The organism is Corallococcus carmarthensis (assembly GCF_003611695.1).
GTDB lineage: Bacteria > Myxococcota > Myxococcia > Myxococcales > Myxococcaceae > Corallococcus > Corallococcus carmarthensis.
In genome coordinates this window covers 1-23,633 of sequence record NZ_RAWE01000042.1, presented here as the reverse complement: position 1 = coordinate 23,633, position 23,633 = coordinate 1, and the positions used below count along the sequence as shown (strand labels likewise).

Sequence of the window (23,633 nt, the reverse complement as noted above, 5' to 3'; positions counted from 1 at the left end):
CTGCGGTCCAACTCGTTCGCGAAGTTCATGGTGTCTTCTCCAGTGATCAACGCCTTCACCCTTCCTTACGGCGCACCCGCGCGGCGATTGCCTCCGGGCTCCCGTCCACCTGGAACGAAGGGGCGTGCGGTCAGGGGAGCGGACGGCGTCGCACGGTGGATGACGAGGAAGGTGCGACGATGAGCGACCCCATTCCGCCCGGCACACTGGACGGCCTGCTGCCCGCGCTGCCGGTGCCCCTGTTCGTGATCCGGGGCGACCGGCTGATCTTCACCAACGCCGCGCTGCGGAAGCTGCTGGGCCTGCGCGACGACGAGCTGCCGTCGCTGCTGGAGCTCACCGCCCGCTTCGGTCCAGAGGAGCGCGCGTGGGTGGAACCCCTGTGCGAAGCGCTGGCGCGCGGCGAGCAGCCCACGCCGGTGCAGCCCGCGTGGGTGCGCGTGCGCGACGCGGACGGACGCCAGCACCTGCTCTCCCCCGTCACCGCGCCGGGCCGCGTGCCGGAGGAGCAGCTCGTGCTGCTGCTGGACGCGGAGGGCGGGGACGCGGTGCGCAGGCTGTCCACCATGCTGGTGTCCACCGCGGCGGAGCTCTTGCGCTGCCGCGACGAAAGCGCGGTGCTGGAGCTGGCGGTGGACGCGGTGCACCGGCAGGGCTTCTACGTCTCCGTGATGTTGCTGGAGGGCGACTACCTGCGCCACGGGCCCATGCGCCAGGAGGCGGAGAGCGTGGCCGGGGCGGCGCGGCTGTACGGGCAGGACGTGCACGAGGTGCGCTTCCACCGTTCGGGGATGCCGCACCTGGAGGAGGTGCTCACGAGCCGCCGGGCGGCGTTCCATCCGGACGCGTTCAGCATGGTGCGGCGGCTGCACCTGCCGGAGGTGGCGGCCAACATCCAGCGCATCTACCCGCCGGGCTCGCGCGCGCTGGACGCGCCCATCTTCGTGGGGGACGAGCCCTTCGGCGTGCTGGCGGTGCAGTCCACCACGCTGACGCCCGCGAACGCGGGGGCGCTGGAGCTGTTCGCGCAGCTCATTGGTGGCGCGCTGGAGAACGTGCGGCACCACCGTGCGGCGGATGCGCGGCTCGCGGAGGTGTCCCGCCTGCAGAGCGAGCTCATCGCCAGCGAGCGGCTGACGGTGCTGGGCGAGGCGGCGGGCGTCGTGGCCCACGAGGTGCGCAATCCCCTGGGCGCCATCCTCAACACCGTGGCGGTGCTCAAGCGTGAACCCCGCCTGGGGCCCGCGGGCGCCTCCGCGGTGGAGATGCTGGAGGAGGAGGCCATCCGGCTGGAGGACATCGTGCGCGACCTGCTGGACGCGGTGCGCCCGCTGGAGCCCCGGCCGCGTCCCGTCTCGCTGGGCGAACTGGTGCACCGCGCGCTCGGGCAGCTGCTCCTCGGCCGCGAGGAGCTGCCCAGGCCCCGCGTGGCGTTCGACGAGGCGCCGGACGTGCCGGACCTGCCCGGCGACGAGACGCTGTTGCAGCTGGCCGTCACGCACCTGATGCGCAACGCCATCCAGGCCTCGCCGCCCGGGGGCACGGTGCGCGTGGAGATACGCCGCGTGCCGGACGGCGTGTCGCTGAGCGTGGAGGACGAGGGCCCGGGCATCGCCGGATTGGATCCGCAGCGCGTCTTCGAGCCCTTCTTCCTCACGCGGGCCAACGGCCGCGGGCTGGGCCTGGCCATCGTGCGGCGCGTGGTGCTGGCGCACGGAGGCAGGGTGCGCGCGGGCGCGCGTCCCGAGGGCGGCGCGCGCTTCGAGCTGGTGCTGCCGCTCTAGCTAGGACGGGCCCGCCAGCACCAACAGACAGCGCAGCCCGCCGTTCTTCACGGGGAGCTGCCGCGCGCCCTTCAGCCCCAGCGTCGCCACCAGCTTCGGCTCCTCGGGGACGATGAGCGCCTTGCGCCATTCGCGGAACGCGCCGTTCAACGTCGCGCCCAGCGCGCGGTAGAGGTCCGGCAGGTCCTCCGCCTCGCCCACGCGCTTGCCGTAGGGCGGGTTGGCCACCACCAGCCCGGGGGCGTCCGGAGGGGCCTTCAGCGTGCGCAGGTCATGCCGCTCCAGCGTGAGCGTCACGCCCGCGCGCCTGGCGTTGCGCCGCGCCGTGCCCAGCGCGCCCGCGTTGAGGTCGTACCCGCGCATGGGCGCGCGAGGCTCCGCCAGCGCCTCGCCTTCCGCCTCCGCGCGGCGGCGTGCCCAGACCGCCTGGTCGAAGGACGGGAAGGACTGGAACGCGAACGTGCGCAGCAGGCCCGGCGGCCGGCGCTGGGACAGCCACGCGCCCTCCACCAGGAACGTGCCCGAGCCGCACATCGGATCCACCAGCGGCACGTCCCCCGCGTAGCCCGCGAGCCGCAGGATGCCCGAGGCCAGCGTCTCGCGCAGGGGCGCGCGCCCCACCTCCTGCCGGTAGCCGCGCTGGTACAGGGGCGCTCCGGACGTGTCCACGCTCACCGTCCAGCGCTCTCCTTCGCCGCGCACCAGCAGCGTGAGCTCCGGCCCCCCGCCCTCCTCGTCCAGGTGTCCCGCGACCGTCACCTCGCACGGATCCCAGGCCACGGACGCGGACTCCAGCACCACGGCCGGCCCCGGGGCCACGGAGCGGTGCAGGGTCACCGACAGCCGCAGCGGCACCTTGCCGTCCCAGACGTCCGCCATGGGCAGCGCTTGCAGCCCCTGCACCAGCGCGTCCGCCGTGGGCGCCATGAAGGTGCCCAGGCGCAGCAGCACGCGGCTCGCGGTGCGCAGGTGCAGGTTCGCCGTCTGGTGCAGGCCGGGCGGGCCCTCGCACTCGATGCCGCCCTCCGCGCGCCGGAACGACAGCCCCCGCTCGCGCGCCTCCGCCTCCAGCGCGGGCTCCACGCCCGGGAGCGTGGATACGTAGATGGTCTCGCCCTTCAGGCCCCGTGCGTCCGTCACGCGGGCCGCGTCCGGGCGGCAGGGCCAGCATCCATGGCGGCTTGCTCCAACGCGCGCTCCATCTGGTTCAGGTCATACGGCTTGGGCAGCAACACCACACGCTCCAGCACCTTGCCATCCTCCGCCGCCACCGCGCGCGAATCCCCCGACGCGATGATGATGCGCAGGGCGGGATAGCGCCCCACGGCCTCGCGCGCCAGCAACACGCCGGATTTTCCCGGCAGCGTCACGTCCGTGAAGAGCAGGTCGAAGGGCTCCTTCGCCAGCAGCTCGCTCGCCGCCTCCGCGCTCTCCACCGCGCGCACGGTGTGCCCCAGGTCCGACATCAACTCCGACGCGGACTCGCGGATGTCCGCGTCATCCTCCACCAGCAGGATGCGCAGCGTGCCCTTCGCCTGCGGCTCCGGGGGCACGGGCGGGCGGATGGGCTTCGCCGCCATCCGCTGTTCGCGCCCGCGCAGCATCGCGCGGATCTTCCGCGCCAGGTCCTCGCGCCGGTACGGCTTGGACAGGAGGCTCACGCCCGGGTCCAGCCGGCCGCCGTGCACGATGGCGTTCTCCGTGTAGCCGGACGTGAAGAGCACCTCCAGGTCCGGCAGGTGCGCCTTCGCCTGCCGCGCCAGCTCCGGGCTCCTCACCGGCCCCGGCATCACCACGTCGGTGAAGAGCAGGTCCACCGGCAGGCCGCTCTGGATGACCGCGAGCGCGCTCTGGCCGTCGTGGGCCTTGAGCACGCGGTAGCCCAGCTCCGTGAGCACCTCCACCACCGTGGCCCGCACCGCCGGGTCGTCCTCCACGACGAGGATGGTCTCCGTGCCGCCCTCCACCTGTCCCGGGCCGCTCTCCGCCGGCTGCACCGCCGCCTGGAAGGTGCGCGGCAGGTAGATCTTGATGGAGGTGCCGTGCCCCAGCTCGCTGTAGATCTTCACGTGGCCGCCGGACTGCTTCACGAAGCCGTACACCATGCTCAGCCCCAGGCCCGTGCCGCGCCCTTCCGGCTTCGTGGTGAAGAACGGTTCGAACGCGCGCTCCATCACCGCCGGCGTCATGCCCGAACCCGTGTCGGAGATGGCCAGCAGCACGTACTGCCCCGCCGTCACCTCCGGGTGCAGCATCGCGTAGTGGTCATCCAGCATCGCGTTGCCCGCTTCGATGGTCAGCTTGCCCCGGCCGTCCATGGCGTCGCGCGCGTTGATGGCCAGGTTGAGGATGACGTTCTCCAGCTGGTTGCGGTCCACGGACGTGTTCCACAGCCCGCCCGCGATGACCGTCTCCACCTCCACGTCCTCGCCCAGCGCGCGGCGGAGCAGGTCGTCCATGTCGCGCACCAGCCGGCCCAGGTTGAGCGCCGTGGGCGCCAGCGGCTGCCTGCGGGCGAACGCGAGCAACTGGGAGGCCAGCCGCGCCCCGCGCTCCACCGCGCCCAGCGCCGTCTCCAGGCGCCGCTGCGCGCGCGTGTCTCCCACCGTGTCGCGCTGGAGCAGTTGCAGGTTGCCGCTCACCACCTGGAGCAGGTTGTTGAAGTCGTGCGCCACGCCGCCCGTGAGCTTGCCCACCGCCTCCATCTTCTGCGCCTGGAGCAGCGCGGCCTCGGCCTGGCGGCGCTCCGCCTCGCTCTCCTCCAGCGCCCGCGTGCGCTCGAGCACCAGCTCCTCCAGGTGCTCGCGGTGGCGCGCCAGTTCGTCCTCGGCCCGCTTCTGCGCCGTCATGTCGTGGCCCTGGACGAAGATGCCGGAGACGCTTCCGTCCGCCTCCACGATGGGCTGGTAGACGAAGTCCAGGAAGGCCTCCACCAGCGGTCCCCCGGGCTCGCGTTGCAGCTGCAATCCCATGTTGTGCCCCACGAAGGGCTCGCCGGTCGAGAACACCCGGTCCAGCAGTTCGAAGAAGCCCTGTCCAGCCACCTCCGGCAGCGCTTCCCGCACGGGCTTGCCCAACAGGTCCCGGTGGCCCACGAGCTGGAGGTAGGCGCGGTTGGCCAGCTCGAACACGTGCTCGGGGCCCTTCAACGAGCACATGAAGCCCGGGGCCTGTTCGAACAGACGCCGCAGGTGCCGGCGCTCGTCGTCCAACGTGCGGTTGGCCTCCTGCACCGCCTGGGCGCGCGCGAACACGCCACCCATCAGCTGGTTCCGGGGCGAGCCCTCCTCCAGCGAGGCCTCCGCGTCGCGCACAGCCTGCTTGAGCTGCTGCAGCTCCGTCACGTCCATCGTGTGCTGGAGGATGAAGGCCACCTCGCCCCGCTCGTCCAGCAGGGGCGTGTGCGTGGCGCTCCAGTAGCGGTCCTCCACCACCACGCCCAGCTCCGTCTGACGCGGCACCCGGTAGGGGATGAGCGCCAGCGTGTCCAGCGCCCGCTCCGCCAACACGCGGAGGAACGAGTCGCGCAACATCCTCACACTGGCATTGGCCGGGTCGTCCGGGTCATGCGGGAACGCCTCGAAGACGTTGCGTCCGACCAGGTCTTCCAACCGGCTGGCGGTCACCCGCAGGTAGGCCGAGTTCGCGGTCACGTACCGCAGCTCCCGGTCCAGCAGCATGTAGGGGTTGGGCGACAGCTCGAAGAGCTTCCGGAAGTCGAAGGGTGCCTGCATCCACTCATCGGGGAGGTCTGGAACCTCCCCGCCTTTCCAGGGGGGCCGCCGCGGGACGCGGAAAGGGCGTACCGGTCCAGTGTACGGAGAACACCCTCAACACACTGGTCAAAAGGCCCGGGCGCACCGTCTTCCCGCATGCCAGGCCCCTCGGAAGGGGGCCTTCTGGGCACCACTCAACACTGCCCTCCCCAGGCAATCCTTGGTCCTGCAACGGCTGGGGGAGGAAGCCACCCCCCGGCCCTCCGCAGCCTGGTGCACGAGGCGTCGCACCACCACAAGCAGACGGACCTCTACCGTCCTGGCGAAAACCACTTCCAGACGTACCTGGGCGGGAAGAAAAGCGCGTGGAACTTCCTCACGTCGTCCGTCAGGAATTGAGTCCGGGATTCATTGCCTTTGAATCATTGAAACAAGACGTGTAACAGCGTGGTTGCCTTTCCCCTGGAGGCGCCCCCGTGGTGCCTCCAGGCGTGGAAAGGGCCCGCCCGTCCCTGCCGTCACCAGGCGCGTTTCCCTCTGAAGCCAGACGCCCGCAGCCCCGCCGACACAGCGGCCTGGCGTCCTCGCGGCGTGCCGAAATACCCCACCCCATGCCTTGAACGCTGACGGCGGATCGCGGTGTTTGTCTGCCTGCGATTTGCCAGGTCCCCCTTTGCACGCCCGCCAATCCAGGCGCGGCGACAGGGCGACCGGGGGACCTCCGCCACGCGCCGCGGGCGGAGGGAAGGCGGTACCCCCGGCGCCTCCTTTCACCTGGCCGCAGGAGCGAACTTTGAGAAGGCAGCTCATTGGGTTCCTCGTGGCGTTGGGCGCGATGCACACCGGCTGTGGTGGCGCACCGGACTTCACCTCCACCGCGGGCGACGAGGACTCGCTGGCGACGACCGGAGACGCGCTCGCGAGCGCGACCACGATGTATGACGATGCGCTCGGCTCGGGCTGGCAGGACTGGTCCTGGGCGACGCACAGCCTCACCGCGACGAAGCCCGTGTACGCGGGCACCCGTTCCATCTCCGCGACGTTCGGCCCCTGGAAGGGTCTGTACTTCCACCACGCGGGCGTGCCCACCACGGGCTATGGCTTCGTGGAGTTGCAGGTGAATCCCGGCGCGACGGCCAACCCGGCGATCGCGCTCTACGCGAGCGTGGGCGGCGTGGCGAAGTCGCCCGTGGCGCTCAACCCCACCTGCGCGGGCGGCACGCTGAAGGCCAATGCGTGGACGCTGTGCCGCATGCCGCTGGCCACGCTGGGCGCGGCGAACGCCACGCTGGACGGGCTGGTGGTGATGGAGAACGCGGGCCGCACGCTGCCCGTGATGTACTTCGACAACGTGCGGCTGGCGGCGAGCACCACCGCCCCTTCCGCGCCCACGGCCCTGACGGCCACGGGCTCCGCGACGGACGTCGCCCTCACCTGGGGCACGGTGACGGGCGCCACGGGCTACCACGTCTACCGCGCCACGACGCAGACGGGCACGTACACGCGGCTCACCTCCACGGCGCTCACCGCCGCGTCCTACAAGGACACCAGCGCCGTCGTGGGCACGACGTACTGGTACGCCGTCACCGCGCTGAACGCGGCCGGTGAGAGCGCGAAGTCCTCCGCGGTGTCCGGCAAGCGGACCTCCTCCACCACCGTGAGCGTGAGCGTCACCCCTGTCAGCGCGACGCTGTCCCTGGGCGGCGTGCAGACCTTCACCGCGCTGGTGACGGGCAGCAGCAACACGGCCGTCACCTGGAGCGTCCTGGAGGGCGCCACCGGCGGCACCGTGACGTCCAGCGGCACGTACACCGCGCCCCGGACGGCGGGCACGTACCACGTCGTGGCCACGAGCAGCGCGGACGCGACGAAGAAGGCCACGGCGGACGTCGTGGTGACGGGCCCGGTGGGCAGCACCAACAAGTGGGTGTCCGGCTACTACACGGGCTGGAACGCGGATGACTACCCGCCGGAGAAGGTGGACTTCAGCGCGCTCACGCACATCATCGTGGGCCGCGTGACGCCGAACACGGACGGCACGGTGGACGCCATCTTCGACAACTCGAACGGCTCCGCCATGGCGAAGACGCTCTCCACGCGCGCGCACGCGGCGGGGCGCAAGGCCATCATCATGGTGGGCGGCGCGGGCGAGCACGAGAACTGGGTGGGCGCGGCCACCTCCGCGAACCGCGAGAAGTTCGTGCAGAACCTGCTCAAGACGATGGACGACCACGGCTACGACGGGCTCGACATCGACTGGGAGCCGGTGGAGGAGGTGGACAAGCCGAACCTGCTCGCGCTGGTGCAGCGCCTGCGTCAGGCGCGGCCCAACATGCTGCTCACCTTCCCCATTGGCTGGGTGAACAACAACTTCAGCACCGACGCGGCGCTCAAGTGGTACCCGCAGCTGGCCCAGTACCTGGACCAGGTGAACGTCATGTCCTACGAGATGATTGGCGTCTGGGGCGGATGGGATTCGTGGTTCACGTCCGCGCTCAAGGGCGAGTCCGGCACCCACCCGACCTCCGTGGAGTCCAGCCTCAATGCCTGGGTGAGCGCGGGCATCCCCAAGCAGAAGCTGGGCATGGGCATCCCGTTCTACGGCCTCGCGTGGCGGCACATCACCGGCCCGCGCCAGCCCTTCACGGACTGGTCCGACTACGTGGGCGGGGACAACTCCTTCACGTACAAGAAGATCCTCGCGCTCTCCAAGACGGGCACGCTCCAGTGGGACGCGGCGGCGCAGGCCAACTACGTCACCTTCAGCACGCCGGTGGAGGACGGCACGGTGCGCTGGATTACGTACGACGGTCCGGAGGCCATCCAGGCCAAGGGGCAGTACGCCAAGGCGAACGGCTACGGCGGCACCATCATCTGGACCATCAACCAGGGCTGCACCGACCCCGCGACGGGCGCCAACCCGCTCCTCACCGAGGTCAAGAAGGCGTTCCTCCAGTAACCGGGACCGCCTGAAGGGAAACGGCCGCGTGGGCACATGCCCGCGCGGCCGTTTTCGTTCGCGGGGCCTGCCGGCCGCTACGCGGAAGGCGGCACGGCGGAGGGCGGCGCGGCGGGAGCCACCGGGTCGAGCCCTCCGGCGTAGACGCCCTGGTAGGCCGGCGGCAGCAGCGCGGCCACCCGGCGCATCATCGCGTCCACCAGCGCCTGCCGCGCGTCGGAAGCCCCCGCCACCTCCGGCTCCAGGTCCTCCATGCGGAAGGCGGGCCCGAAGGTCACGGTGACGTCGGCGTGGAAGAGCCGCTCGCCGCCCATGTCGGAGTCGTTGATGGGCATGAGCTTCTCCGTGCCCGTCAGCGCCACCGGCACGATGGGCACCCCGGCGCGCTTGGCGATGAGCCCCACGCCCTTCTTCGCCTGGAGCAGGCCCGCGGCACGGCTGCGGCCGCCCTCCGGGAAGATGAGGACGGACTGGCCGCCCTTGAGCAGCTCCACGCAGCGGCGCAGCGCTTCGATGTCCGGCGAGTTGGGCGTGATGTCGATGGTGTCCATCGTCTCCGCCGCCAGCCGCGTCATCACGGTGCCGTGCAGCTTCACGCCCGCGAGGAAGACGACGTGCCGTGGACGGAGCGCCCGGTAGAGCGTGAAGCCGTCCGCGTTGGACAGGTGGTTGCAGATGAAGAGGCAGGGGCCGGCCGGCAGGTCCTTCAGGCCGTACACCCTCGCGTGGGACAGCCGGCCCCACACGCCGTGCATCAGCCCGCGCACGACGTGGCGGCGGAGCCCTCGGGGGAGCAGTGACATCAAGGCGAAGAGAATTCGAAGCACGGGCCGGCCCACGTCCTTTCCGGATGCCCCTGGACAACAGGGGGTGCGATGGCTGGACGTCCTCCTGGAAGATGTAGTCCTGCCCGGTGGGGCGGGTCAGCGGCCCTCCTGGAGCGATGGGCCGCCCGCCTGCCCTTCCGTCATCCAGCCAACGATGTGCCTGCCCTGGGGTCCCGGCCCGGGGAGCGGAAGGGGGCGAGCCGGTCCGCGCGGCCCCGCACCCTGCGTGTTATGGGGAAGCGCATGAGCGCCGAAGCCACGCCCTCCCGAGCGAAGCGGCCCGTCGAGTACGAGGCCACCGTCACCGACCTGCGGATGGAGACGCACGACACGGCGACCCTCCTGCTGGAGCTGGATTCAGGGGCCGCGCCGCTCGACTACAAGGCCGGCCAGTTCATCAACATCGACCCGCACCAGTTCCGGGCGCTCGCGCACCAGTGCGCGTACCTCCAGGAACAGAAGGGGCGCAAGGAGCCGCCGCGCTCGTACTCGCTCGCCTCCGCGCCGCATGAGCGGCACGTGGCCATCACGGTGAAGGACGAGGAGTTCATCTCCGGCGTCACCCGCTATCCGCCGCTGCTGTCGCCGCTGCTGGTGCACGGTCGGCTGGTGGGGGCGAAGCTGAAGGTGACGGGCTTCATGGGGCCGTACGTGCTGCCGGACGACGTGACGGAGCGGACGGACCACGTGCTGCACGTGGTGGCGGGCTCCGGCGCGGTGCCCAACTTCGCCATCGTGAAGGACGCGCTGCACCGGGGGCTGAAGCTGCGCCACACGTTCCTCGCGTCCAACAAGACCTGGGGGGACGTCCTCTACCGCGAGGAGCTGGCCGCGCTGGAGCGGGCGGCGCCGGACCGCGTGCGGGTGGTGCACACGCTCACGCGCGAGACGGATGAAGCGAAGTACGGCCCGCGGGTGCGCAAGGGCCGCGTCGCGGAGGCGCTGTTGCACGAGCTGCTCCCGGACCGCGACACCTGCCTCGTCTACGTGTGCGGACCCGCCATCACCCCGTGGGACCGGCGCAAGGCGCTGGAGACGCGCACGCCCGCCACGCCGCGCTTCATGGAGGCGGTGCTCGGCCACCTGCACGAGATGGGCATTCCGGACAAACGCATCAAGCGCGAGGCGTACGGCTGACGCGGGACCGCCGCTCAGGGCGTGGAGCCGGTGACGTCCACGGGCGGCAGCTGGTCCAGGAACGTCAACACCCGATCGGCCGTCTCGCGGGGCTTCTCCATCGGGAACAGGTGCGAGGCGAGCGGCAGCGTCTCCACCCGCGTGCGCTTCATCTCCTGCTCCGCCCGCGCCAGCGCGTCCGGCAAGAGCGTGTCGGAGCGCTCGCCCCGCAGCACCAGCGTGGGCGCCGCGTTGGCGCGGATGAGCGTCCACGGATCCGCGGGGAACGTCTCGAAGATGCGGGCCTCCCACTCGCGAGGGAAGCGCAGCTTGAAGTCGCCTTCGTCCGTGGGCACCAGCCCGTGCGTGACGTAGTCGCTGAAGCAGTCCGCGTCCCAGTCCTTGAACAGCTTGCGCGGACGGTACGCGGCGGCGGCATCCTCGCGCGTCGTCCACCGGTCCCGCCGCCGCAGCGCGCCCCTCACGATGGCGGTGCGGTCCATGCGGCCCAGCAGCTTCAACAGGCGCAGCGCCCACAACCGGGACCCGGTGACGAGCACCGGATCCAACGCCACCACCGCGCGGAACAGCCCCGGGTTCGCGGCGGACGCCATCAACGTGCTCGTGCCGCCCACGCTGTGCCCCACGCCCAGCACGCCGGAGCGCCCCCGCGCCTTCAGTTCGCGCGCGAGGTCCTCGCCCAGCTGCGTCCACGTCGTGAGCGCCTTCGGGTCCTGGTCCGGCGTCAGCGGCCGCGTGCGCAGCGACACCACGTGGTAGCGCGTCGCCAGCCGCGTGAAGAGCTTCCGGTACGTCTCCGGAGGGAAACCGTTCGCGCAGGCGAAGTGCAGCAGTGGCCCGCTTCCGCCCCAGTCATCCAGCTCCAAGGCCATGCCCCTTCCCATCGACACTCCCACCGCGTCACGGCGGAGGCCCTTCACGGCTCGCCCCACACGCATCCGGTGCCCTGACGGCCACCGGAGCCGGCCCCAACCCGGGACGAAACTCCGTACCCCGGCATTCAGACACCGCGAACGCCGTCCTGGGTCCCCTCGTCGAGCCCGACCTCCCGCATCGACGTCATCCTGACCGGGACCCCTGACGTGCCCACGTCCTCCGACACGCGCGAAGGCGCGCCCTCAAGGGATTCAGCCCCCTGGAGTGTCGTCCCGTGCGCATCGCACGGCCGCCCGGCATGTAACGCCTGCCCGGCCGCCGCGCACGGCCGGGGCCACGGCCTCCCCGGTACGGGGGACACGTGTCCCCCGCCCGTGAGGTCGCCTGCCCGGCCCTACGGTGCGGCGAAGCCCGGATTGCGCTCAGGACTCCGGCGCGGGCGCTGCGTCCGGCGTGGGCTCCGCTTCCGTCGCGGGCTCCGGCGCCGCCGTGGACTTCGCGCTGTCCGCGCCCGCGGGCGTGATGCCCAGGAGCCGCGTCAGCCGGGGCTGCACGCCCGTCTCCGCCAGCAGCGCCTGGAGCTGGAGCCGCGCGCGCCGGTTGTCCCCATGCACCCGCCGCCCGAGGATGAGCTCGTTCTTCAACGAGTGCTCCCACCCGGTCAGCTCCGTCACCGTCACCTGATAGCCGAACGCCTCCAGCGTCAGCGCGCGGATGACGTTCGTCAGGTGCGAGCCGAACTCGCGCCGGTGCCACGGGTGCTGGAAGAGCAGCGACATGGAGCCCGCCGCCTTCGCCTTCTTCTCCTTCAGCTGCGCGGCCACCTCCGCCTGGCAGCACGGCACCACCGCCACGTGGTCCGCGCCGTGCTTGATGGCCGCCACCAGCGCGTCGTCCGTGGCCGTGTCGCACGCGTGCAGCGCCATGAGCACGTGGATGCGCTCCGGGTACTCCGCCGCGTCGATGTGCGCCGTCTGGAAGCGCATCCGGTCGAAGTGCAGCCGCTCGGCGCGGCCCTTCGCGCGCTCCGTCAGCTCCGGCCGCCCTTCGATGGACAACAGCTCGCCGCCCGCCGCGTCCTTGAGGAACAGCTCGTAGACGACGAAGCCCAGGTACGCGTTGCCGCTGCCCGCGTCCACCACCAGCGGGTTCGCGTGGCGCGACTGCACGTCCTCCATGGCGGGGCGCAACAGGCCCACCAGGTGGTTCACCTGCTTGAGCTTGCGCAGCGCATCCGCGTTGAGGTGGCCCTCGCGCGTGAGCAGGTGCAGCTCACGCAGGAGCGCTTGGGACTGGTCCGGCAAGAGCTCCTTGCGGACCTGCGGCGCCTTGACGTTGCGTCTCAGACGGACACCACTTCGGTGACCTCCGGGATCATCTCCCGGAGCCGGCCTTCGATGCCCATCTTCAGCGTCGCCGTGGACGACGGGCAGCCCGCGCACGAACCCTTCATGTGCAGGTACACGATGCCGTCCTCGAAGCGGTCCAGCGTGATGTCACCGCCGTCCTGCGCCACGGCCGGGCGGATCTCCTCGTCCAGGATGAACTGGATGCGCTGCTCCACCGTGCCGTCCGCGCTCGTCGCCTGACGCGCCGCCGCGACCGCCGCCTCGTCCACCACCGGCAGGTTTTCCGACAGGTGCGTGTCCAGCGTGGACATCACGGAGTCGTTGAGCTCGTCCCATTCACCGGACTCGCCCTTCGTCACGGTGACGAAGTTCGTGCCCAGCATCACCGCCGTCACGCCCTGGATGTCCATGAGCCGGAGCGCCAGGGGCGACTTGGCCTGCGCTTCGTCCCGGTTGGTGAAGTTCACCGCGCCACCGCCCAGCAGCTTGCGGTCCACCACGTACTTCAACGTGCTGGGGTTGGGGGTCCACTCGAGCTGGATGTTCACTGACATTCTGTTCTCCCTACGAAAGTCCGCTTCCTCTAAAGGGCGCCGGGCCCCATAGCAACCTGTCCGGCTGTCAGGCAAACGCCCCGCGCCGTTCATTCACTCCGGATGGAGCCCGGCCCGTCACCGATGTAAGACATGGGGCCCCGTCCAATTCCGGCCCGGGCCCCCCATTTGCCTGCCCTGCTGGCGAGGACCCTCCCCCATGCCCTTCCCGCCGCGCCTCGCCCACCTCGCCACGAAGGCCGTGGTGGTGGCCAAGCTGGGCCCCACCTACGCGGACGCCCACCGCGTGGACACCGAGGAGGCCGCCCAGCGCCTCTCCACCGCCCTCTCCGGCCGCCTGCTGACCTCCCTGCTGGAGGCCACCTGGACCCAGATGCTCGGGAGCACGAAACGTCTCAAGGAAGAAGGCCTCCTGGAGAAGGTGGCCGCCACCCTGAGCGACCGGCCCCAGCGGCCGGGCAAGGTCGCCAACGTGACGCCCGGCTGGAGCGCCTTCCTCGTCCTGGTGGACCTGGAGGTGGGCACCGCCAGCGACGCCGCCCGCCGCGTCATGGAGTCCGACGAGGGCCGCAAGCGCGCCGCCGCGGGGCTCACGGAAGTGGCCGGCTTCCTGGCCCAGGAGCTGACGCGCGGCAAGTAGACGGCGTCCTGGCTGCCGTGGCGGCAGCCGCCACGCGCCGTTATAGGCTGGCGCTCGCCACGTCCATGTCCGCCCCGCTCCCCACCACGCTGCGCCTGCTCACGTCCATCACCGACGTTCCCGCGTCGGCCTGGGACGCGCTCGTGGACCCGGCGTCGGCGCCGTTCCTGGAGTGGGGCTTCCTCGCCGCCCTGGAGGAGAGCGGCTGCGTGGTGCCCGAGCGCGGCTGGCACCCGCGCCACCTCACCCTGTGGCGGGGCTCGCGCCTCATCGCCGCCGCGCCCGCGTACCTCAAGGACGACAGCCACGGCGAGTTCGTCTTCGACGCCGCCTGGGCCACCGCCGCCGAGCGCGCGGGCCTGCGCTACTACCCCAAGCTCGTCCTGGGCGTGCCCTTCACCCCCGCCACCGGCCGCCGCGTGCTGGTGGCCCCCGGCGAGGACCTCCCCTGCCGCGAGACGGAGCTCTACAACGCCGCGCTGGAGTACGCGCGCGCGGAGGGGCTCTCCAGCGTCCACGTCCTCTTCCCCACTCCGGAGGAGCTGCCGGTGCTGGAGGCGCAGGGCTATGCCTTGCGCCTGGGCGTGCAGTACCTGTGGCGCAACGCGGGCTACCGGACGTTCGAGGACTTCCTCGACCGCTTCCGCTCCAAGCGCCGGCACCAGCTCCAGCGCGAGCGCCGTGCGTTGGAGCCCCAGGGCATCACCCTGCGGACGCTCCGGGGCGACGCGTTGGAGGAGGTGGACGCGGCCTGGGCCCACCAGCTCTACGTCTCCACCGTGGACCGCTACCCGTGGGGTGTGCGGTCGCTGACGCAGGACTTCTTCGCCCGCCTGCTCGCTGGCTTCCGCCACCGGTGTGAGTTCGTGGAGGCCCGGCGGGAAGGCCGCAGGGTGGCCGGCGCGTTCAACTTCACCGGGCCGAGCACGCTGTACGGCCGTTATTGGGGAGCGCTGGAGGACCATCCGTTCCTGCACTTCAACGTGTGCCTCTACCACCCGGTGGAGGACTGCATCGCGCAGGGCCGCGAGCGCTTCGAGCCGGGAGCGGGTGGCGAGCACAAGCTCACCCGGGGTTTCGAGCCGCACCTCACGTACAGTGCGCATTTGTTCCTCCACCCCGGCCTGGACCGGGCGGTGCGCGGCTTCCTGGCGCACGAGCGGGCAGCCGTCGAGAGCGGCCTGCCACTGTGGTGGGCGGAGACGGGTTTCAAGGAGCGGGTCTGAGCGGTTTCACGCAGGCCCGCCAGAGGTTCGCGAAGCGAAGGCAAGGGAGTCCGCAAGCCCATGGCGCAGAAGCACCAACACGATGACGGCCAGGTCGTCACGGAGGCCGTCCCCAAGCAGAAGCTGAAGAGGCCGACGCTCTACAAGGTCCTCCTGCACAACGACAACTACACCACGCGGGAGTTCGTGGTGGCCGTGCTCAAGGAGATCTTCCACAAGTCGGAGACGGATGCCGTGCAGATCATGATGCACGTTCATTACAACGGCATCGGTGTGGCGGGCGTTTATACCTACGACGTCGCCGAGACGAAGCTCAAGACAGTGGAGGCCGCGGCGAGGGACAACGGGTTCCCCCTGCGGCTGTCCATGGAACCCGAGGAAGGCTGAACCGTGGCGGGACCATCGATTGCCAAAGAATTGCAGGCCAGCTTCCGCACCGCGCTCGACGAGGCGCGGAAGATGCGTCACGAGTACCTGACGCTGGAGCACCTGCTCCTGGCCCTCACCCGTGAGTCGCGCACCCGCGAGGTGCTCAAGGCCTGCGGCGCGAACGTCAAGCGCCTGCAGGAGAACCTGACCTCCTTCCTGGAGGAGACGGTCGAGCGGCTGCCCGACGACGTGGACGCCGAGCCGCAGCAGACCATCGGCGTGGAGCGCGTGCTCCACCGCGCCGCCATGCACGCGCTGTCCGCGGAGCAGAAGTACATCGACGGTGGCGACGTGCTGGTCGCCATGTTCCGGGAAGAGGAGAGCCACGCGCTCTACCTGTTGCAGCAGGAGGGTGTCACCCGCCTGGACCTGCTCAACTTCATCTCCCACGGCGTCAGCAAGGACGGCGAGTCGGAGGGCGAGTCGCGCCCCACGCCCGCCGGTGACGACGACGACGGCGAGTCGCAGAAGAAGAGCCCGCTGGAGGCGTACGCCGTGCAGCTCAACGTCGAGGCCAAGGCGGGCCGCATCGACCCGCTCATCGGCCGTGACAAGGAGCTGGAGCGCACCATCCAGGTGCTCTGCCGCCGCCGCAAGAACAACCCGCTCTACGTGGGTGAGGCCGGCGTGGGCAAGACGGCCATCGCGGAAGGCCTGGCGCTCCACATCACCGAGGGCCGCGTGCCGGCCGCGCTCAAGGACGCGGTCGTCTACTCGCTGGACATGGGCGCGCTGCTCGCGGGCACCAAGTTCCGCGGCCAGTTCGAGGAGCGCCTGAAGGGCGTGCTCAAGGCGCTGCAGGAGCTGCCGGACGCCATCCTCTTCATCGACGAGATCCACACCATCGTCGGTGCGGGGGCCACGAGCGGCGGGTCCATGGACGCGTCCAACCTGCTCAAGCCCGCGCTGGCGTCGGGCCGGCTGCGCTGCATCGGCTCCACGACGTTCCAGGAGTTCAAGGCGTCGTTCGAGCGCGACCGCGCGCTGTCCCGCCGCTTCCAGAAGATTGAAGTGGACGAGCCCAGCGTGGAGGACACCGTCAAGGTGCTGGAGGGCCTGCGCAGCCGCTACGAGGACCACCACCACGTGAAGTACGGCGAGGGTGCGCTCCAGGCGGCGGCGGAGCTGGCTGCCAAGCACATCAACGACCGGTTCCTGCCGGACAAGGCCATCGACGTCATCGACGAGGCCGGCGCCGCGGAGCGGCTCAAGCCGGAGGGCGTGCGCACGGGCGTCGTCAGCGCGCACGACGTGGAGCAGGTCGTCTCCAAGATGGCCAAGATTCCGGCCAAGAGCGTGTCCGCGAGCGAAGGCGTCCAGATTCAAAACCTGGACAAGGAGCTCAAGGGCGTCATCTACGGGCAGGACAAGGCCATTGAAGAGATGGTGGGCGCCATCAAGCTGTCGCGCTCCGGCCTGCGCGCGCCGGAGAAGCCCATTGGCAGCTTCCTCTTCTCCGGCCCCACGGGCGTGGGCAAGACGGAGCTGGCGAAGCAGCTGGCGCAGAGCCTGGGCGTGGAGTTCCTGCGCTTCGACATGAGCGAGTACTCCGAGAAGCACACGGTGAGCCGCCTCATTGGCGCGCCTCCGGGCTACGTGGGCTTCGACCAGGGCGGCCTGCTCACGGACGCCGTGCGCAAGCACCCGTACGCGGTGCTGGTGCTGGATGAGATTGAGAAGGCCCACCCGGACCTCTTCAACATCCTGCTCCAGGTGATGGACCACGCGACGCTCACGGACAACAACGGCCGCAAGGCGGACTTCCGCAACATCATCCTCATCCTGACCACCAACGCGGGTGCGCAGGAGATGAGCACCAAGGCCATGGGCTTCGGTGACACCCAGGTGGTGGTGGATGGCTCGCGGGCGAAGAAGGCCATCGAGCGCACCTTCACGCCGGAGTTCCGCAACCGGCTGGACGGGTGGATTCTCTTCTCCGGCCTGCCCCCCGAGGTCATCCTCAAGGTCGTGGACAAGGAAGTGCGCCTGCTCCAGAAGGTGCTCGACGAGAAGAAGGTCACCCTGTCGCTCACGCCCGCCGCCCGCGCGTGGCTCGCGGAGCACGGCTACGACCCGGCCTTCGGCGCGCGCCCCATGGCGCGGCTCGTGGACAACGTCCTCAAGAAGCCGCTCGCGGAGGCGCTGCTGTTCGGCTCCCTCAAGAGCGGAGGCGTGGCCCGCTTCGACGTCGTGGACGACGCGCTGAAGCTCCAGTCCGAGCCCACCGAGGCCGTGCCGGCGTAGGCACGGCGACGGTTTGAAACACCCGAGGCCCCGGGCCCCCTTCATGGGGACCTGGGGCCTTCGTGTTTCCTACTCCGGCTTGGCCACGACCTTGTACGCGCCCACGGCGCTGGCGAGCTGCTCGGAGATGATTTGAAGCGTGGTGGCCGCCTCGCCCGTGGACCCGATGCGGGCCACGGTGTCGTCCATCATCTTGGACAAATCGTTCACCGCCAGGGTGATCTGATTGATGCCCACGTTCTGCTGGTTCACCGCGGCGGCGATCTGCCGGACGGCGGCGGCGTTGTCCTGGACGATGGAGGACAGCTCGCGCAGGTTCTGCCCGCTGTCTCGCACCTGCGCCAGGCCCGCCTCCATCCGCTCCGCGCCGCGCTCGGTGATGCGCACCGCGGCGGTGACGGAGCTGGCGATGTCGTCCAGCAGCTCCCGCACCCGCGTGGTCGCCTGGATGGACTGGTCCGCCAGGGCCCGGATTTCGCGCGCCACCACGCTGAAGCCCTTGCCGTGCTCGCCGGAGCGCACGGCTTCGATGGCCGCGTTGAGCGCGAGCATGTTGGACTGGTCCGCCAGGTCCTTCACCGTCTGGGTGATGCCGCCAATCTGACGGGTGCGCTCGCCCAGCTCCAAAATCTTCTCCGCGATCTCCCCCACCTGCGCGCGGATGTCGTTGAGGCCCGCCATCGTCTGCTCGATGGAGGCCTCGCCCGCCTTGGCCAGGGTGTCCGCGCGCTCGGCGACGCTGAGCACGCTCTCCGCCTTCTGGGCGGCCAGCGTGGAGGTCTGTTTGATCTCCTGCGCCGTCACCTGCGTCTCCTGCAGCGCGGCGGCCTGCCGGGAGATGGTCTGCGCCTGCTCGGTGGAGGACGCGTTGAGGTGGTCGGTGGACTGGGTGAGCGCGGAGGCGGCGTGCTGGAGGTTGACCGTCACCTCGCGCAGCTTGCCCACCATCAGCGAGAACGAGTTGGACAGCCGCCCCACCTCGTCATTGCCCCGCGCCCGGATGGTGCGGGTGAGGTCGCCGGACGACACGATGTCGCCCGCCACGGACGTGAGCTCCGCCAGGGGCCGCACGATGCTCCGGCCGAACAGCGCCGCCAGCACCACGCCGCCCGCCACCAGCAGGAGCGCGAAGCGCAGCATGGCCCAGCGCAGCGTATCCACCTTCGCGTCGATGAACTCGCGCGCCATGCCCACGTGCACGGTGCCCAGCCGCCCCTTCTCCGCCACGGCCGCGGACACGTCCAGCGCGCGCAGCGTCCTGCCACCGCGCGACAGCCGGACCTCCGGCACCACGCGGGTGCGGCCCGTGCCCACGGCGGGCTGCGCGTCGAGCGCGGCCTTCAGGTTCTCCGGGAAGCCCCCCTGGAACGAGTGCACCAGCACGAAGCCGGTGGGGTCCTGGATGAAGATGTAGGCCAGGTCCTCGCGCTCGCGGAACGTCTCCAGCAGCGGCTGGAGCGAGCTCATGCCCGCGGACACGCCCTGCTCCGCCGCGATGGCCAGGCTCAGCGCCACGGCCTCGCCCTCGCTGGCGTGGCGCTCCTCCAGGTTGGACTCCAGCTGGCGGGTGGCGATGAGGGTGAGGAGGAGGGCCACGGAGGCGCTGATGAGCGCCGTGACGAGCACGAACTTCGGCGCGAGCCCGAGCCCACGCAGGAAGGAGACAGGGAGCGTGGCGGAGGGCTTCAAGGGAACACTCCCGGGGTGGCGTCCTCGGGCGGCCGACCGTCGGCCATCCGACGCCAGGGACAACGCAGGCGGCTGCGGTTTGTTGGTGGGAAACGGCTCACCGGGCCCCCCCCTCCGGGCCACGAGTCGGTCGGAACGACGGTCGCTGACAGCTCTGAAGGATGAGGTCCGCCACCAGCGCCAGGGGCGTGCCCCCGTCGGTGGCCTTCAACTCCACGGCGGCGCGCGGCATGCCGTAGACGACGCTGGAGGCCTCGTCCTGGGCCAGGGTGACGCCCCCGGCCTGACGGATGGCCAGCAGGCCCCGCGCGCCGTCCTCGCCCATGCCGGTGAGGACGCCGCCGCCGCTGCGCCGGCCGTACGCCATGGCCAGCGAGCTCAGGAGCACGTCCCCGTTGGGGCACGGCCCACCGGTGCTGCGCTGCAGACGGGCCAGCCCGATGCTGTCCACCAGCAGGTCATGGCCATCCAGCGGGAAGTACACGCGGCCCGGCTCCAGCCGCTCGCCGTCGCGCGCCATGCCCACCTGCAGCTCGCACACCTGGGACAGCCAGCGCACCATCCCCTGCGTGAAGCCCACGGTGATGTGCTGCGCGACCAGCATGGGCACCGGCAGGTCGCGGGGCAGCTTGGACAGCACCTCCGCCAGCGCGGGCGGCCCACCGGTGGAGGCCACCAGGCCGAACACGTCCACCCGCGCCCCGCTGGGCATGGGCGGCGGCGCGACGGCGCGCGGGCGGCGGGAGATGACGGGCACCTCCGCCATCAGGCACACGGAGTGGGCCAGCTCCCGGCCCCAGCGGCGCAGCTCCTCCGCGTTGGTGACGTTGGGCTTGCCGATGAGCTCCAGCGCTCCGGCGCTCATCGCCTGGAAGCCCAGGTCCACGCCGCGCTGCTCCGCCACCGCGCTCACCACCAGGATGCGCGCGGGCGCCTGGGACATGATGTGCCCGATGGCCGCCGGACCGTCCAGGCCGGGCAGCAGCAGGTCCATGGTGATGACGTCCGGACGCAGCAGGCGCGCCAGCTGCACGGCGCGGTTGCCGTCTCCCGCCCGGCCCACGACCTCGATGCGCGGCTCTTCCGTGAGCAGCGCGGTGAGGGTGTTGGCCATGGTGGGCGAGTCATCCACCACGAGCACGCGAATGGACTTCTTCGAACTCAAGCGCGGCTCCCGCGGCGGCTCATCACGTCCAGCACTTCCGCGAGCAGCCGGCCCGCGGCGCACTCGCGCTTGCTGAGGAAGCCGTCCGCCCCGGACGACAGGCCGCGCTCACGCGCCACGGCGCTGTCGTGCGCGGAGACCAGGATGACGGGCAGCGTGCGCGTGTCCTTGCGCTCGCGCACCCGCGCGATGAGTTCGATGCCGTCCATCTCTTCCATGTCCAGGTCGCAGATGACGACGTCGTAGGTGTCCGCTTGCAGCCGCTCCAGGGCCCTCGCCCCGCTGGCCGCCAGGTGCACCTGGAAGCCACCCGCCTCCAGCATGGCCCGGTGCAGCGCGCGCGCGGTGAGCGAGTCATCCACCACCAGCGCCCGCCGGCTCACCGCGGACACCGTCACCTTCTCCGTGTCCGTCACCACCCAGTCCGGCCGGAGGATGAGCAGGAGCTCGCCGCGGCTGAGCGTCGCCGCGCCCTGCCAGGACGCCACGTCGCGCACCTCCGACGGCAGCGGGCGGATGACCAGGTCCCGGTCCCCCACCACCGCGTCCACGCCCAGCGCCACGCGCTTGCCGCCGCTCTGCACGATGAGCAGCGGCTGCCCCTCCGCGGGCGGAGACGACGCGCGCAGCCCCAGCCGCGCGCCCAGGTCCACCACCGGCAGCAGCTGCCCCTGGTATTCCAGGTGCGCCCGGCGCTTGCCCACGCGCAGCATGTCCGGGCGCGCCAGCTGCGTGGACTCCACCGCCAGCATGGGCAGGCCCACGAACTGCTCCAGCGCGCGCACCATCAGCACCGGAGAGCTGCCCAGGTCCACCGGCAGGGTCAGCACGAAGCGCGTGCCCTGCCCGCGCGTGCTCGAGACTTCAATGCGGCCCTGCAGGGACTCCACCGTGGCGCGCACCGCGTCCAGGCCCACGCCGCGCCCGGAGGTGTCCGTCACGTCCGAGCGCGTGCTGAAGCCCGCGCTGAAGATGAGGTCGCGCACCTGGTTGTCGTTGAGCCGCGCCGCCTCCTCCGCCGTCACCAGCCCGCGCTTCTCCGCGGCCTTGCGCACCTGGTTGAGGTCGATGCCGCGCCCGTCGTCGCTCGCCTCCAGGTACAGGAGGTTGCCCTGCTGCTCCACGCGCAGCGTGAGCGCGCCCTCGTGGTGCTTGCCGGCCTTCTCGCGCTCGGTGGGCATCTCCAGGCCGTGGTCCACCGCGTTGCGCAGGATGTGCACGAGCGCGCCCTGGAGCTTCTCCAGCAGGCGCCGGTCCAGCGACACCTCCGCGCCCACCACCGACAGCCGCGCCTCCTTGCCCAGCTGGCGCGACAGGTCGCGCACCATGCGCTGCAGCGGATCCAGGATGGTGCGCGTGGGGCGCGTGGTGATGGCCTTGAGGCCTTCCTCCAGCGCGTCCACGACGTCGCTCGTCTCCTCGCCGTCGGTGCGCAGCGAGCGGCCCGTGCCGGACAGGAGCGTGCGAGCCTCCGCCGTCTCCGCCAGCAGGCCCTGCTTCGCGAGCAGCGTGGACACCCGCTCCAATTCGCGGCTGCGCTCCTCCACCCGCAGGCGCACCTCGCGCAGGCGCTCCACCTCGCGCATCAGCGACGTCACCTGGTTGGCGCTCACCCGCCACCCGGCGTCTGAGGACTCGCCCGCGGGCTCCAGTGAAGGCAGCACTTCAGGCGCGGCGCTGGTGGACACGGGCGGAGGGCTGGCCACGGTGGGCGGCACCTGCGCGAAGGCGCCCCCCGGCAGCACGGCGGATTCCTCCGGCGGAGGGGCGGCGGCGACCAGCTGGGCCAGCGCGGCGGCGGGGTCCGGCAGGTGGTCCCCGCGCCCGTCCGCGTGCGCCTGGGCGCGCAGCATGAACAGGTCCAACCCGTGCAGCAGCACGTCCACCACCGGGCGCGGCATCTTCTGCGTGTGCGCCTTGAGCGGCGCCAGCGCGTCCTCCAGCTTGTGGGCGATGTCGCCCAGGTCCTGGAGGCCCAGCGACGAGGCACTGCCCTTCAGCGTGTGCAGGTGCCGGCCCAGCCGCGTATAGATTTTCGCGAGCGCGTCGTTCTCCAGCCCCTCGCGCTCCAGCTCCAGCAGGTCCATGGTGACCTTCTGGATGACCTCCTGGGCCTCCACCGCGAAGCCCGCCACCAGCGGCTGCAACATCGGATCAACGGGCATGGCGTGCTCCCACGTCGGACTGGGCGAACAGGCGCCGTGGGTCGATGAGGTGGATGAGCTGCCGGTCCTGGGTGAACACCTCCACCACCGGCCCTTCCGCCCGCGCGCGCGCGGCCTCCACGAACGCGAGCGGCAGCGTGGTGGGGCGCGGAATCGCTTCACAGTCGAGCGCGCACAGCTCGCCGTCGCCCCGGTCCACCACCAGCAGCACGGCCGGGTCCTGCCGCCACCCGTGGCCACCCAACAGCGACGCCAGGCTCAGCGCGGACAGCACCTGCCCCTGGAAGCGCAGCACGCCAATCACCGCGGGCGCCGACAGCGGCACCGGCGTCACCATGCGCAAAGGCAGCGCCGCGCGCAGCGACTCCAGCGGCAGCGCGTAGCGCTCCTCGCCCAGCGGGAACTCGGCGATCCAGTGGACCGCCTCCTCCACGGTGGACTCGCCCTGCTCGCGCAGGCGCGCGGCCCGGCGCGCGAGCAGCTCACGCGTCTCCTCCTCCAGGGCCTCGTCCACCATCCGCGGCGTCCCCTTCATTCCAGCGCCCCCAGATTCAGGTAGGCGTCAGCGGACGCCAGATAGAAGCGCGCGGGCAGCGCCTCCGGTCCATCCACCAGTGTGTCCGGCGGCAATTGCCCCGCCCGCGTGCGCAAGGCGCGCATCAGCGGGAAGGCCGCGTCCCGGGCCCCCGCGCGCTCGCGCAACAACGCCAGCTCCAACAGGCCCGGCAGGTAGTCCGGCGCCTGCTTCACGAGCAGCTCCAGCACCGCCGTCGCCCCGGCCACGTTGCCCTCTTCAATCCGCTCCAGCGCCTGCAGGTGCAGCCGCGCGGGTGAAGGCGGAGGCGACGGCGGTGCTGGAGCTGCTCGTGAAGC

Annotated in this window: 17 protein-coding genes and 1 pseudogene; 7 read left to right on the top strand and 11 right to left on the bottom strand. The window is 71.2% G+C overall.

Translation table 11 applies throughout. The features are described 5' to 3' along the window. The first annotated feature begins 179 nt into the window (after positions 1 to 179). Positions 180 to 1,784 (top strand): sensor histidine kinase, encoded by a 1,605-nt coding sequence (locus D7X32_RS14300; RefSeq protein WP_120603094.1) that lies wholly within the window; start codon positions 180 to 182, stop codon positions 1,782 to 1,784. On the opposite strand, the gene D7X32_RS14295 is transcribed toward D7X32_RS14300, so the two are convergent. After that, on the bottom strand, positions 1,785 to 2,924 hold the full coding sequence (locus tag D7X32_RS14295) for a THUMP domain-containing class I SAM-dependent RNA methyltransferase (RefSeq protein WP_120603093.1): 1,140 nt from the start codon (positions 2,922 to 2,924) through the stop codon (positions 1,785 to 1,787). It lies immediately after the preceding gene. After that, the gene (locus D7X32_RS14290) at positions 2,921 to 5,518 is read right to left on the bottom strand and encodes a response regulator (protein WP_120603092.1); all 2,598 of its coding nucleotides are present in this window, start codon (positions 5,516 to 5,518) and stop codon (positions 2,921 to 2,923) included. Before D7X32_RS14290 ends, D7X32_RS14295 begins: the two co-directional genes overlap by 4 nt. 775 nt (positions 5,519 to 6,293) lie before the next feature. On the opposite strand from D7X32_RS14290, the gene D7X32_RS14285 reads away from it, so the two are divergent. Then, on the top strand, positions 6,294 to 8,459 hold the full coding sequence (locus tag D7X32_RS14285; protein ID WP_120603091.1) for a glycosyl hydrolase family 18 protein: 2,166 nt from the start codon (positions 6,294 to 6,296) through the stop codon (positions 8,457 to 8,459). Positions 8,460 to 8,536: 77 nt separating this feature from the next. Here D7X32_RS14285 and D7X32_RS14280 read toward each other — a convergent pair whose 3' ends face one another. Beyond that, positions 8,537 to 9,286, bottom strand: coding sequence for a lysophospholipid acyltransferase family protein (locus D7X32_RS14280; RefSeq protein WP_120603120.1), 750 nt, complete (start codon positions 9,284 to 9,286; stop codon positions 8,537 to 8,539). A gap of 243 nt (positions 9,287 to 9,529) precedes the next feature. Here D7X32_RS14280 and D7X32_RS14275 point away from each other — a divergent pair, with 243 nt between their 5' ends. After that, positions 9,530 to 10,423, top strand: coding sequence for a ferredoxin reductase domain-containing protein (locus tag D7X32_RS14275; RefSeq protein WP_120603090.1), 894 nt, complete (start codon positions 9,530 to 9,532; stop codon positions 10,421 to 10,423). Between the two features lie 14 nt (positions 10,424 to 10,437). Here the strand turns inward: D7X32_RS14275 and D7X32_RS14270 are convergent, their stop codons facing one another. The 3 genes from D7X32_RS14270 to D7X32_RS14260 all read right to left on the bottom strand — a co-directional run bounded on the left by D7X32_RS14270 (position 10,438) and on the right by D7X32_RS14260 (position 13,202). Next, the gene (locus D7X32_RS14270; protein ID WP_244239003.1) at positions 10,438 to 11,295 is read right to left on the bottom strand and encodes an alpha/beta fold hydrolase; all 858 of its coding nucleotides are present in this window, start codon (positions 11,293 to 11,295) and stop codon (positions 10,438 to 10,440) included. Positions 11,296 to 11,721: 426 nt separating this feature from the next. Further along, entirely contained in the window at positions 11,722 to 12,477 is a 756-nt protein-coding gene (locus tag D7X32_RS14265; protein ID WP_244239004.1) for a class I SAM-dependent methyltransferase, read from the bottom strand. 164 nt (positions 12,478 to 12,641) lie between these two features. Next, the gene (locus tag D7X32_RS14260; RefSeq protein WP_120603089.1) at positions 12,642 to 13,202 is read right to left on the bottom strand and encodes a NifU family protein; all 561 of its coding nucleotides are present in this window, start codon (positions 13,200 to 13,202) and stop codon (positions 12,642 to 12,644) included. Between the two features lie 199 nt (positions 13,203 to 13,401). Between D7X32_RS14260 and D7X32_RS14255 the strand changes: the two genes are divergently transcribed. The 4 genes from D7X32_RS14255 to clpA all read left to right on the top strand — a co-directional run bounded on the left by D7X32_RS14255 (position 13,402) and on the right by clpA (position 17,741). Further along, complete coding sequence (locus D7X32_RS14255; protein WP_120603088.1) at positions 13,402 to 13,842, top strand: hypothetical protein; 441 nt, start codon at positions 13,402 to 13,404, stop codon at positions 13,840 to 13,842. Positions 13,843 to 13,907: 65 nt separating this feature from the next. Continuing rightward, positions 13,908 to 15,068 (top strand): GNAT family N-acetyltransferase, encoded by a 1,161-nt coding sequence (locus D7X32_RS14250; RefSeq protein ID WP_120603087.1) that lies wholly within the window; start codon positions 13,908 to 13,910, stop codon positions 15,066 to 15,068. Between the two features lie 60 nt (positions 15,069 to 15,128). Continuing rightward, complete coding sequence (locus D7X32_RS14245) at positions 15,129 to 15,455, top strand: ATP-dependent Clp protease adaptor ClpS (protein WP_014399347.1); 327 nt, start codon at positions 15,129 to 15,131, stop codon at positions 15,453 to 15,455. A 3-nt stretch (positions 15,456 to 15,458) separates the two neighbouring features. Beyond that, positions 15,459 to 17,741, top strand: a complete 2,283-nt coding sequence (gene clpA / locus D7X32_RS14240) for an ATP-dependent Clp protease ATP-binding subunit ClpA (protein ID WP_120603086.1) — start codon at positions 15,459 to 15,461, stop codon at positions 17,739 to 17,741. A gap of 69 nt (positions 17,742 to 17,810) precedes the next feature. On the opposite strand, the gene D7X32_RS14235 is transcribed toward clpA, so the two are convergent. The 5 genes and pseudogenes from D7X32_RS14235 to D7X32_RS14215 form a co-directional block, all read right to left on the bottom strand. Beyond that, positions 17,811 to 19,430 carry a methyl-accepting chemotaxis protein gene (locus tag D7X32_RS14235; protein ID WP_120603085.1) on the bottom strand — a complete coding sequence of 540 codons (1,620 nt, stop codon included), beginning with the start codon at positions 19,428 to 19,430 and terminating at the stop codon, positions 17,811 to 17,813. Positions 19,431 to 19,527: 97 nt separating this feature from the next. After that, a complete protein-coding gene (locus tag D7X32_RS14230; RefSeq protein WP_120603084.1) occupies positions 19,528 to 20,595 on the bottom strand; it encodes a chemotaxis protein CheB in 1,068 nt (355 codons plus the stop codon). Continuing rightward, positions 20,592 to 22,760: a hybrid sensor histidine kinase/response regulator gene (locus D7X32_RS14225; protein ID WP_120603083.1), complete on the bottom strand. Its 2,169-nt coding sequence runs from the start codon at positions 22,758 to 22,760 to the stop codon at positions 20,592 to 20,594. Before D7X32_RS14225 ends, D7X32_RS14230 begins: the two co-directional genes overlap by 4 nt. Further along, entirely contained in the window at positions 22,750 to 23,295 is a 546-nt protein-coding gene (locus D7X32_RS14220) for a chemotaxis protein CheW (RefSeq protein WP_120603082.1), read from the bottom strand. The genes D7X32_RS14225 and D7X32_RS14220 overlap by 11 nt, the downstream gene beginning before the upstream one ends. Further along, positions 23,292 to 23,633, bottom strand: a pseudogene (locus D7X32_RS14215) (CheR family methyltransferase); the annotation flags it as partial. The gene D7X32_RS14220 and the pseudogene D7X32_RS14215, both read right to left, overlap by 4 nt.

Bases quoted from the DNA above. Each gene is read 5' to 3' on its own strand.
- D7X32_RS14300 (WP_120603094.1), top strand. From the start codon at position 180: ATGAGCGACCCCATTCCGCCCGGCACACTGGACGGCCTGCTGCCCGCG.
- D7X32_RS14290 (WP_120603092.1), bottom strand. From the start codon at position 5,518: ATGCAGGCACCCTTCGACTTCCGGAAGCTCTTCGAGCTGTCGCCCAAC.
- D7X32_RS14275 (WP_120603090.1), top strand. From the start codon at position 9,530: ATGAGCGCCGAAGCCACGCCCTCCCGAGCGAAGCGGCCCGTCGAGTAC.
- D7X32_RS14270 (WP_244239003.1), bottom strand. From the start codon at position 11,295: ATGGCCTTGGAGCTGGATGACTGGGGCGGAAGCGGGCCACTGCTGCAC.
- D7X32_RS14265 (WP_244239004.1), bottom strand. From the start codon at position 12,477: ATGGAGGACGTGCAGTCGCGCCACGCGAACCCGCTGGTGGTGGACGCG.
- D7X32_RS14260 (WP_120603089.1), bottom strand. From the start codon at position 13,202: ATGTCAGTGAACATCCAGCTCGAGTGGACCCCCAACCCCAGCACGTTG.
- D7X32_RS14255 (WP_120603088.1), top strand. From the start codon at position 13,402: ATGCCCTTCCCGCCGCGCCTCGCCCACCTCGCCACGAAGGCCGTGGTG.
- D7X32_RS14250 (WP_120603087.1), top strand. From the start codon at position 13,908: ATGTCCGCCCCGCTCCCCACCACGCTGCGCCTGCTCACGTCCATCACC.
- D7X32_RS14245 (WP_014399347.1), top strand. From the start codon at position 15,129: ATGGCGCAGAAGCACCAACACGATGACGGCCAGGTCGTCACGGAGGCC.
- D7X32_RS14225 (WP_120603083.1), bottom strand. From the start codon at position 22,760: ATGCCCGTTGATCCGATGTTGCAGCCGCTGGTGGCGGGCTTCGCGGTG.
- D7X32_RS14220 (WP_120603082.1), bottom strand. From the start codon at position 23,295: ATGAAGGGGACGCCGCGGATGGTGGACGAGGCCCTGGAGGAGGAGACG.